A 12905-nucleotide genomic window follows, 5' to 3' on the forward strand; every position below is an offset into this window, starting at 1 on the left:
GTCTTTTTTTTGTCATATAAGCAAAAAACTTATGGTTGGATTGAAGTACGGCACTTTAATAAAAAATGTTTGCAACGTAAATTGAGACTGGTTTTAAGATAGTTTAAGACTGTTTATAACTGTTTATAACATCAAAACGAGATAACAAATGGCATCAAAACCTTTTAACACAAGGCTTTGATGCCATTTGGTTTTTATTCGAGCTGATCCCCCATTATTATCCCTATTTCTTACCTAACCCCCAGCCTGCCTTTTCTGATGTGGACACCATTCTATCACCCGTAGATTCAAATATAACTGCACATGTTCATATGATAAAAATAACGATATTTTGTACTTTAATATTTAAATATATCAGAAAAATCATAAAAAATCAACAAATAAATTTTGTCAATTCGACATATAGCGACAAAATAATACATTATTAGATATAGTATTTAAGTTACAAGCGTATTATGATTAATCTTATTTCAAGCCATAAGGAGAGAACGTAGGATGAAAGGATTAAATAGTAGTGTGCGGTTGATAGTAGTACTCAGTCTTTTGACCCAGTTGTTATTTTCCGCTTTGGGTCAAGTATCAGTCGCTTATGGGGAATCAAATGAAGGGTTGCGCTATAACCGAATTGCAAATCCGGGGAACTTCACGTTGTTCGTGAAGACAAACGGAAGGGTGAGCGTTGTAGGCAGAGGGGATTACGTCATGGGAACGGGTGTTACAAGTACAACCAATTACTCCGCTCTTAATGAACTTCCTAACTTGTCAAATGTTAAGGAGATTTCTGCGAATACGAGCAGTGCCTTTGCTTTGCTTAATGATGGAACGGTAAAAGCATGGGGATCGAATAGCTGTACATTAGGTGCAATTAATTCAACATCTGCAAGTCCAGTGACCTTTCCACAGTTAGAAGGGATAAAGCGAATTGCTGTTGGCGGTAACTTTGCCGCAGCATTGACCGAAGGTGGAACCGTTGTCACTTGGGGGTGCAACAACTACGGACAGCTAGGGCTTGGCAATACAAGCAATTCTGTTTACCCTAAAACAATCCCTAACCTTTCAGATGTAGCGGACATTGCAGTGGGAACAGACTTTATGCTCGCAAAAATGAAGGATGGAACGGTTAAGTCCTGGGGGAATTTTAGCAACGGCCAACTAGGAATCGGGACTATAACAGCTAGCCAGACATCACCTAAAGAAGTAGCAGGGCTCACAAATGTAAAAGCAATTACGGTGGGCTCAAATTTCTCATTTGCCGTTCTAGTTGATGGATCAGTCATGGGCTGGGGATACAATTTGAATGGACAATTGGGAACAGGAACAACCTCCACAGTTAATTCTCCTGCCAAAATAACGGATTTATCCAATATTGATTATGTTGCTGCTGGAATTAATCATACATGGGCATTCACTACTAATGGGGAGATCTATGTATGGGGGAATAATTCGTCCAGTCAATTAGGTATTAAATCGTCGTTAGTCACGAATCAATTAAAACCAAAATTACTTCAGCAATTAGGCTCTATTAACTCCATATATCTAGGAAGTTATACAAGTTTTGTTACGGATCAGAACAACCAGACTTGGGCCCTTGGCTTGAATGACTATTCCCAGTTGGGACTCGAGGACAAGGCTACCAAGGATACACTTACAATGATCAATGATCTTAATGTATCAGATGCTAACTTGGATATCGAAGTATTAGGTCGTGATTTATCCATGTTCAGCAGTCCCTTTACCTTTACTTCACATATGTTTGCAAACGATAAACTATATAGTTGGGGAAAAAACACTAACCCTGCTATAGACCCGGATGTTGCGGGGGACCTGTCATCTCCTCGGGTGATAACGAGACTTGGGGATGTCAAGCAAGTGACTTATGGAGAAGACTTTGCGCTGGCTTTAACCAAAGACGGTAAGGTGAAGTCATGGGGAGTCAACACGAGCGGGCAACTGGGCTTGGGCGATACTGTAACCAGGACTGATCCTACAACGATTTCAGGTCTAGCTGGTGTCAAGAAGCTCGTTGCTGCTGCCGGGTTTGCTGTTGTATTGATGCAGGATGGGACTGTCGCCACATGGGGGAAGAATACCTCAGGTCAGTTAGGTCAGGGGGATTTGACAAACCGAACAGCACCTAAGCTAATTCCCAATCTTCAGGGTGTAAAAGATATTACAGCTGGCTATAACTTTGTAGTTGCCTTATTGGAAAACGGGTCTGTATTCGTATGGGGTGGCAACGAGTATGGCCAACTTGGTCTTGGCAACCTTGAGAATCGCAGTATACCTGCCGAACTGACAAGCGTGACGGGTGTAAAAGAGATCGCATCCGGTTTTTATCATGTAATTGCACTTAAAGATGATGGATCGTTGCAAGTATGGGGAAGAAACAATAATGGTCAATTAGGGCTAGGAAATGACGTTACTGCTTTAAATCCGACTTCACTTATTATTAATTCGCCAATCAAGCAGATTGCAGTAACAGCCTATTCCTCCTATGTATTAACTCAGGATGGGAAAATTTCATCTTGGGGATTAAACTCATCGGGTGAACTGGGGCATGGGGACACCACTGCCAGACTAACTCCTGTTGAAATTATATCTCCAGGAGATCGTTTTTCTTCAATCATTACGGGCAGATCGCATTTAATTGCGATCAGTAAAGATGGAAGCATACGAATGACTGGCAGCAATTCTTATGGTCAGCTGGGGTTAGGGGATACTGCTAATCGTAATAAATTAACCGTCTTATACGGCAATACAAAGTCGGTGCAAGATATCATTACGAATGGGAAGAACACATTTATTCTTTTTGAAGATGGTTCTGTTTGGGGATCAGGCGAGAATTACTATGGTTACTTGGGGGTTGGCGATGGAATTAGTAGAACCAACTTCGTGCCAATAAATGGACTTAGTAATGTTCAGAAGATAGAGTTGGGCTCCAACTTTGTTCTGGCCTTGCTGAAAAACGGAACTGTTATGTCATGGGGCCTTAATGAAGATGGACAACTTGGGAATGGTACAAATATTGCTTCTAATAAGCCAGTACTTATCTCCACTTCTTATTTAAGCAATGTAAAAGAAATTTTTGCCAAAGGTACGTCCGCTATAGCCTTATTAAAAGATGGTACGGTCAAGTCATGGGGTAACAACGCTAATAGTCAACTTGGTCTCGGTGACAGCAGTAATAAAGTTTTACCTACCTCGGTCAATATTACTGGCGTTAAAGAAGTTGCGGTAGGAGAATATTTCACGCTGGCTTTATTGAATAGCGGCGTTGTTAAAGGTTGGGGCTATAACTATTATTATAACCTGGGTACAGGGAATACTACTTCCTATAATGCCCCGGTAGATGTTCCAAACCTGACAGATGTAGCAAATGTATATATAGATGGATATTCCAGTTTTGCTTTATTAAACAATGGCACTATCAGTGCTTGGGGGCAAAATGATCTTTATCAGCTAGGAGTAAACAATACTTCATCCGTTACTAAACCTACACCAATCGCCAATCTATCGTCAGTCAGATCATTAGTTGTCAAAAGTAAGTCTGTGTTTGCCATATTAAATGATGGAACCTTAAAAGCATGGGGAAACAATGTTGATGGCAAATTGGGGCTGCAAACAACAGCACACACTTCTTCTCCGACAACGGTGCCTAATCTATCAAATGTCAGTTCGCTATCGGTAAGTGATCAGCACGTACTGGCGGTAGATTCCAAAGGATCATTATACGCTTGGGGCAGCAATGGATCCGGTCAACTTGGTACAGGGGACAGGATAAATCTAAATTCTCCTCACAAAATGATTAATTCGGAAGTATCTCTTATTAAATTGGCGCCTAATCAGTCATATGCCATTATTAGCGGTCGTTTGAATGTGTGGGGGTTGTATGCCAATAGTTTGGGTCTGGGCTCAACGGGTTCAACAGCTAATCGTTTAAGACCGGAGATTGTGAGGAACATAGAGGAATGGAGAGTTTTACCTCAAGATCCTTACGTTCTAAAAATCAAATATAAGGCGGGAGCAAGTGTAACGATTCGCTCTTATATGGATTCTAATACATCTATATCAGAGGCTGTTACTATATCTATGCCATCTGACACACATACAATCTCGTTTCCGGTAAACCTGAAAGGTTTGAAAGAAGGCCAACATACCATTCGGTTTGAGGTCACGGATGGATTAATAGTTGCTCAGCAAACCATAAGTGTGTGGGTATATGACAGCTCCCTAATTCCATCCATGATTACCGAGACAACAAACACAACAATAAAAGTGACTGAAAATATAGAAGGCAACAACAAAAATTTTGCTTCAAGTCCAATTCGTTTCTCGGCCAATAATATAACGAGTTCTTGGTTAACCGATCGCTCCACGTTGTCAAATAGAGTTATCTCCTCCGCAATTGGCAAACTAGGCGGGAATGGAACCAAAGGAATCGTTATAACCGAAAACGGGAAGTGGATCGTGCCAATCTACTATAGCGCTACGAATGAAGTTAGATTTTATATGTCGGCTAATCAAGGGCAGAATTGGACTATACTGTGCACTCTGACTGGTCTCACTTCTAATGCTGCGATCACAACCGCAGGTAACAAGGTAATTGGTATCGTCCGGAAAAATGCGAATGAAATAGCGGGTTTCTCATTTGACGTTGATAAACAAACAAATGTTAATATAGCTTCTTTGCTGAAAACAGTTGATTTCAATCAAACGGATATTCCTGCTTCAAATAACGTTGCAATTGTGGCAAAAGATGATGCCGTACATGCGGCATGGGTGAGCAAAAATAGTCAATATCCTTCTGTATACAATATTCGTTACGCCAGAATAGCTGAAGATGGTTCAGCGCTGACCGCTATTGAGCAGGTGACTACTAGTTCCGACAGCTACGATGTATTTAGCAATCCGTCTATGCTAATCAACAATAATGGAATACCTAGCCTTTTTTATGACCACCAAAATACTGGAAATCGTAGCTATTCCGTTTATGTAGCCAATAGAGTGAATTCAGCGTGGAAACAGAAGAATCTGGAGCCTATGAGCAGTTATTGGACTAGGGGTGTCAATGCAGCTGTAGACAAGAACAATGATGTGCATATCGTTTGGACTAAACTAACTAGCGATGGATACGATCATATTTTTTACACCAAACAAAATACGAATGGCGTCTATTCCCCTACCGTGGATTTGACAGCAGGCTTAACGACTTACGACCAACAGCAGCCTACGCTTACGGTGGGTCAGAATAACGATGTATTTCTCTACTTTTCTGGCATTGACCCGACATTAAGCACTACAAATTACAATATAAGAATGAGAATGCTGAGCAACGAAACATGGTCGGTCATGAAGACAATTACAGCAAATACGTCGAGTGATGCAACTGCACCTGCTGTGATCCGCAATGCTTTACTGCCTTATCCTGGAGATCCTATTGTTGTATTTGAACATACAAGCAACGGGGTTTTAGTATCAGGTTCTATGCAGAGGGATAATTATTCGTACACCTTCGATAATCTGACACCGAATACGAAATATAAAGTAAAGCTTGAAGTCAAAAATTTGGATGGAGCGATCACATCCGTTACAAAGGATGTTTACACGAAGGCAACAACGCCTGTTCTAACATCTTCTACTTTGTCAGATGGAATTGTGGAGTTCACTGTTACAGACAATAACCCTGCAATAACAAAATACCAGCTGAAATCTGGTAATAAATATGTAAGTGCCGAAGGTACACTTACGGCTTATCCTGCCTGGATTACATTAAATAATAAAAAGGTGAAAGTGAAAGGGCTTGCTGCCGGCAAATCCTATCGTTTCCAAGCACAAGCAATCAATGAGGAAGAGGAAGAAACCTCCTTCTCCAACACTGTTCAAATTGGTCCGCCCCCAGCAGCGCCAGCTACGCCAACCGGGGTAAAAGCAACAGCAACGAATAATACAGTTATTGTTACCTGGAATGCTGTTCCGGAAGCCACTTCTTATCAAATCGAAATGAATAACATGGTTATTTCCGTTGGTAATACGCTAAGTTATACAAGTCAGCAGCTAGCTCCGAATACAGTCCACTCTTTCCGGGTAAGATCGGAGCGGGATGGAATCTATGGGGCCTGGACGGAACTGACCAGTGTACGTACATTAATGCTTCCTCCTGAGAAGCCGACATTTGTCAGTGCAACTGCATCAAGCAAGATTGTCACGGTCACCTGGAATAATGTAAGTGATGCGCTAAGATATGATGTGTTATGGGACGGTGTCCTTGTTGCTTTAGGAAAAACGACTACTTACCAAGCAAAGGATCTCGTACCGGGTACAAGACACACTTTCCAAATTCGTTCCGTTAGTGCAGGTGGCATTAGCGAATGGAGTGCGGTGCAAACCATTGAAACGAAGGTGAAAGCACCATCAACAGTTCTTCTACTGAAGGTAGATGCGCAGGATACCTCCGTCCAATTAAGCTGGACTGACGACGTGGATGCATCTGGCTATGAGATAGAAGCAGATGGCCTGCTTATAAGAACTGGCAAGTTCAATTACGTTGAGATTAATGGGCTAACGCCTCATACAAATCATCAGTATAGAGTTCGTGCCGTTAATGAAATCGGAAGCGGGAATTGGAGTCACATGGCGGGGGCAACGACATATCTACTCAAGACGCCAGGGACGATCACGGATACTCCAGAAGAAACTTCAATTGAATATAATTGGACGGCATCGCCAAATGCGACTAGCTACAATGTGGAATTCGACAATCAAATACATTTAGTTCAAACAACCACATTTAAGGCAACGGGACTTTTAGTGGAATCAAACCACAAGTTTAGGGTTATCGCTAGTAATGAAACGGGAAGTAGTGCTTGGTCTGAAGTGAATTATTCTTCGACTCTGCCTCAAAGACCGATTGTCCCTAGCCAAATTAATGTTATTCCAAACCATAACTCCGTGTATCTATCATGGGGGCAAGTTGCTGGGAGCACTGGCTATGATATCGAACTTGACGGAATAGTTGTTGTAGATGCATTTAATGAAACCAGTTATAGGGACACAGAACTGGAAACCTTCAGCGTTCATACGTACCGGATTCGTTCCCGAAATGAAGCAATTGCAGGGGAATGGAGTCCTCTGGTTACTGTTCGTACATTACCAGATAAACCTGGATTAGTGTCTGGAGTTTTAATCAATTCCACCAATAACATTGCGAATGTTACCTGGAAGCCTGATCCGACTGCAACGGGGTACGATATTGAGGTAGATGGAAAAGTTAACGACATAGGACTAAAAACGTCTTATAAACATCACAGAGTAGCACCAGGCTCTGAACATAAATACCGCATCCGCATGCGCAATTTGGTTGGAGTCGGAGAATGGTCTGATTTGATCGTAAATAACACACTCACCGCACGTTTGACAAAAGGGCAATCGGTGGACCTGGGGCTTACCGCTTCTAACGTTACTGATTTTAGCAGGTACACTCTAATGGTGAACTATGATCCAAATGCAATTGAAATACTGGATCTTTCTACCATGACGGGTAAACCGGAATTATCGCCTGGAAAGATTGAGGGAACGGATATCACGATTACACAGTTTACGCCTGGTTCGATTACCTTTGTGTGTGATAAAACGATTCCTAATGGAGAAAGCTGGAGCGGCGTCATCAACAGTATTAAGATGAAGGCCAAAGTAAACGGCGGATCATCCTTAACCTATACGGTATTGGTCAAATAATATCCTTATTACTCAGGAGGCTAACATGAAAAGGATTTATCGTTGGATTGCAGTGCTGCTTATTGTAACGATGAGCATTACAAGCACTTTAAGTGATAGTAGTGCCAGCTATGCTAGTGGTACTTCAGTAGTCAATGCTAATCAAGATGAGACGCTTATGAAGCAAGATAATAACTCTATAATAGAAGCATTCAAAAATGAGCAGGGGATCGGCGGAATTAATACAAGCAGTTTTGTCGGATCGCCAACTAATAAACTGGCAGCTAAAAGTAATCTCCTGCTGGAAGGAGTCCTGACATCTTCTGTATCCAAAGAACTGTTATCCAACATAGGAAGCATCGCTAAATCATTACCTGCTGTAGCTGTTAGTCAGTCGTTACAAGAGATGATTCATTTTGGTGAGGATGGTGTTTCTGTTTCTACAGGAAACTTTTCCAAAACAATGGTGGATTTGAGCTATGCTTTTGCAGGGTTCACCGTGAACATGAGTCGTACCTATAATTCAAAAGATCAGCCTGGCGGTCGATTTGGCTTAGGCTGGACGTTTGGCTTCGAAGGCAGTCTCACCGATGATGGAAAACTTGTTGTCGTTAAGTTGCCAAATGGCGGAGCACAGATGTTTCAGAATCTTGGAAACGGTACTTATGGAGCGAATGACTCCCACAGTAAATTAGTCAAGCAAAATGACGGCACCTTTGTTTTCACAACCAAGGACCAATACAGCTACGGCTTTAATAAGAATCAATGGATTTCTTGGATGGCTGATGCTAATGGAAATAAAATTACGATCGACGTTGATAGCCTTGGTAAAGTTAAAAAAATTACGGACGCAGTTGGACGTGTGACAACCGTTGGATACAACGTCAACGATCGGATCGTTTCCATTACGGATCCCATGAATCGGATCGTACGCTATGAATACAATGCTGCTAATCTATTGTCTAAGGTCATTGACCCCAGCGGGCAGATCATCAGCTATTATGAATACGATCCGTCTGGACTGCTTATTAGTATCAAGAATAGCAAGCAGGAAGTGCAAAATTCTGTTGCATATGATGCTAAAAAGAAGGTTATCAGGCATATCAATGCATGGGGAAATATCGATACCTATAACTACGGGGATTTGTATACCAAAATTACAAATACAGAAGGTCATGTAACGGAGAAGTGGTTTGACAAAGCTTTTTATGTCGTAAAATCGAAGGACCCGGACGGGGGTATTACGACAATCACTTACAACTTGGATAGTGAGAAATTTAATCAGTACGGAGAAATTGAAACCATTACAGATCCATACGGGAATAAATGGAACTATACTTATGATGAGAATGGTAATATTACGTCTATTACTGAACCAAGCGGTGGGATTTCGGGATATTCCTATAACGAAAAAAATAATTTGATTTCAGAAAAAGACCCTTCCGGAAATATAACACTTTACATTTACGATAGCTCCGGTATTCGTCTATTAAAGAAGATGGAGGCACTCGACAAAGAGAAAATAGAGACACCTGATCATTTTTCCATAACAGAGTACAACTATTATGTCTCTAGTGAGATGGATCAGCTAGGGTATAAAATTAATGGATTGCTAAAGTCAGAAGTCAATCCTGAGGGCAATGCCACCACGTATACCTATGATAAGTATGGTTATTTGTCTTCTATAATCGATCCCGAAGGTAACAAGACAATTAAAAAAAGCAACCAACTAGGTTGGGAAACAGCAACCATTTCGCCTCTCGGTCATCGAACGGACAATACTTACGATTCCAATGGTCGTTTGCTGCGGGTTATGGGGCCAGCAGGAGATGTAACCCGCTATATTTATAACGCTGACGGTCAGAAGATTCAGGAAATCGAGCCTCAGCTTTATACGGAAGAAAGTGACGGACTGAATGCTGCAAATCCATCAAACAGTTATGCAGACACACTCGGGGGAACACGTTACACCTACGATGCGGGTGGTAAGGTCAAGACACAAGTTGATCCCAAAGGGAATGTTACAGAATTTAAATATGATAGAAATGGGAATCAAGTTACAAAAGTTTTACCTAATGGAGCAATCTATGAGTACGAGTACGATACACTAAATCGTGTAAAACAGGAATCTTTCCGTGCATACAATAAAGCATCAACTGTACTGCTCAAAAAGTATGATTATCCACTGTCTACTGACGGTAGAAAGAAAGAAATGGTTACATCATACGTTAATGAAACAGAGCAAGCAGTCACGACTACCGTTCGTGATTTTGCAGACCGAATCGTGGAAAAGGTTGATCCAGACGGCGGTGTTACAACGACGGACTATAATCCGGATGGAACGGTTAATTCAGTTACCGATGCAATGGGTTTTACAGCGTATTACAAGTATGATGGTCTTGGTCGTGAGATAGGGAAATGGCAGCCTATCGAAAACGGAAAATATATGTATACGGGACAAATTTATGATCTAGCAAGCAATGTAGTAGAGAAACACTTTGGAAGGGATCAGATTAGTCAATTTAAAGTTCCCGTCGATGATAGGCTAGCCAAAAACAAGTTTATCTATGATAAGAACGGGCGCGTGACAATTGAGACTGACAGCGCCGGACTAAAGCGTGTAATGACTTACAATAAGGATGGTTTTAAAGCTTCTGAGAGTCTATATACTTCAGACAAAAGTGTAAATATGACGGAGTATGTGTCGAATCCTTATGGTAAGACCTTGAAAAAAATGGTTCATGCAACAGCCGGTGAACTATCCGATTATCCAGTAACAGATAAGCGAATCGTAAAGCTGACGACTTTGTATTCCTATGATTTGAATGGAAATTTGATCCAAGAGATCATGCCCGATGGGAGATTAACGAATTATAGTTATGATCTCTTGAATCATCAGACCTCTATCTTCAAACAAGGGCTTAATGAGAATAATCTGCCGGTAATGATTACCAGAACAAAACAGTATGATTGGAACGGTAATGTTTTATCGGAGACAGATGAGCGCGGCGGAACGTCGGTAAATGAGTATGACGAGCGTGGACTGCTTATCAAACAGACGGATGCGCTTGGGAATGTTCAACTGTTTGATTATGATCGCAGCGGCAGGAAGACGATTCAGGTCATGCCGATTAATGTACTACCTAGTCGTAACTTAACGGAAATGAACAGGACCGAATTCCTTTATGATTTGTCTGGTCGTGTGAAGCTGCAGACGGAAATATTTCAGGAGCAGATACTAAATACAGCAACAGGAGTATTCACGCCAACGAATGTAAGTCGTGTAGTGAAGGCTTATCAGTATGATCTAAAAGGAAATGTTGTTAAGGAGCTTTCTGGAGAAGGGTATTTAGCTGGTACGGGAAAAAATCCAAATGAAAAAATCCGAAGCGGCTACGGCACAATTAGTACATATAATGCCAATGGTCAGATAAGCATGAAACTCGACCCGACCGGACAATTGCATAACAATAAGTATACGACAAAATACGATTACGACGGTCTTGGACGACTGATACGTGAAACCGATATCGATGGAATTATTAATTCTACCTATTACGACGATGCAGGAAGAGTAACGTCTAAGACCGTGCGTAAGGCTGCCGACGACATAGAACTAACGCTCGAGTCTTCTACCTATGACAAGGCGGGTCGTCAGCTAACTAAGGTAGACGGCAATGGTAATGTTGAAAGATATGAATATAATGCTTTTAACAAAGTTCGAAGAGTGATCTATCCATCTGATAAGTCTGTTGAGGAGTGGAAGATCGAGTTTCAGTATGATGTCATGGGTAATCAAACGAAAAAGTGGGATAACTTAGGAAGAACTGATCTTCATACCTACGACCAGGAAGGCAGAGAGCTCTCACACACCATCAAGACTGACAAACCAGGGAGCTCGATCACAACACGGACGGCTTATGATGTCAAAGGAAATAAGCGTTTTGAGATCGATGCTAATGGGAACAAGACAGAGTACACCTACGATTTGCTGGACCGAAAGATCAGTAAAAAAACGCAAGTATCTGGTGTTTCTGGGTTTAGCCAAAGTGCGCTAATCACGAAAACGACGACCTATGAATATGACAAGAATAGTAATAAGACAAGGGAAACAGATTGGCTTGGCAACAAAACAACCTACGATTATGATACTTTAAGCCGTCACTATCAGACCAAGAATGCCGACTCAATTGTTATTGAGAAACGGGCATACAACGGGGACAATTCACAAGTTGTCTCGATGGATGCGCTGAATCAAGTCACCCAATATGAATATGACCGCAATCAACGCAAAACCACAACTACAGATGGAGAAGGTTACATTAGTCGGGAAGAATTTAATGATGCAGGCTTGCTTGTTGCCAAGATTGATGGCAAAGGGAACCGTACAGAATTTACTTACGATGCTGCTGATCAACTGATACGGGTGCGGAACGCTCTTGGGGAAAATACGGAGTATTCTTATGATTTGAGCGGTAATATGATTAGTCAGGTAGATGGAGCAGGTAATCTATCCTTATTCGAATACAATGCAAGGAACAAGATGTCGCGTCGAATAGATCCAGATGGCGTGACAGAGGATCCTAAGGGTATTTTGGTCTACAACGACAGCAAGTTGGAGAGTTATACTTATTTTGCTGATGGGAGCATGAAGTCTAAGAACGATCGGAACGGCAATACGACTAACTATGCGTATGATTTTAGGGGACTCCTGTTATCGGAGAGTATTCTAAAACCAGGCGAGCTTTCACCAACAAAGGAAAACCAAGTTACCTACACATACGACCCGAACGGAAATGAGTTGTCTATGACAGATGCTTCCGGGAGGACATCGAAGTCATACGACGAAGAAAATCGAGTAACTAGTAAATATGTTTCGGGCCTTGGCACGGTATCTTACGCCTATGATAAAACAGCTTCATTAACAACAGGTTATCTCGCAGAGATGTTAACCGATGTGAAGGGCAATACGACCGAAAAGCAGTATGACAGGTTGGGGCGGCTGTATAGAGTCTTGTCGAACAAAGTTGTAACAGCAACCTACGATTATTATACCAACGGCAACCGTAAGACTTTAACTACACCCGGTTCATTAACAACCCAGTACTCTTACTATAAAAATAACTTGCTTAAAAAGTTGGATAACTTAAGGAACGGCAGTGTTCAGGACAGCTACTCCTATACGTACGATG

General features: G+C 41.6%; 2 protein-coding genes. Both read left to right on the forward strand.

Annotated elements, in window-relative coordinates:
• Positions 1-495: 495 nt before the first annotated feature.
• Entirely contained in the window at positions 496-7734 is a 7239-nt protein-coding gene (locus JFN88_RS16235; protein WP_199020305.1) for an RCC1 domain-containing protein, read from the forward strand.
• 25 nt (positions 7735-7759) lie between these two features.
• Positions 7760-12905 (forward strand): DUF6531 domain-containing protein (locus tag JFN88_RS16240; RefSeq protein WP_199020306.1); only part of this gene is annotated, 5146 nt, incomplete at its 3' end.

The sequence above is a fragment of the Paenibacillus roseus genome (genome assembly GCF_016424485.1).
Taxonomy (GTDB): Bacteria; Bacillota; Bacilli; order Paenibacillales; family Paenibacillaceae; genus Paenibacillus_D; species Paenibacillus_D roseus.

What these genes read in the sequence shown, in the direction of transcription:
- JFN88_RS16235 (WP_199020305.1), top strand. Translation starts at nt 496, where the DNA reads ATGAAAGGATTAAATAGTAGTGTGCGGTTGATAGTAGTACTCAGTCTT.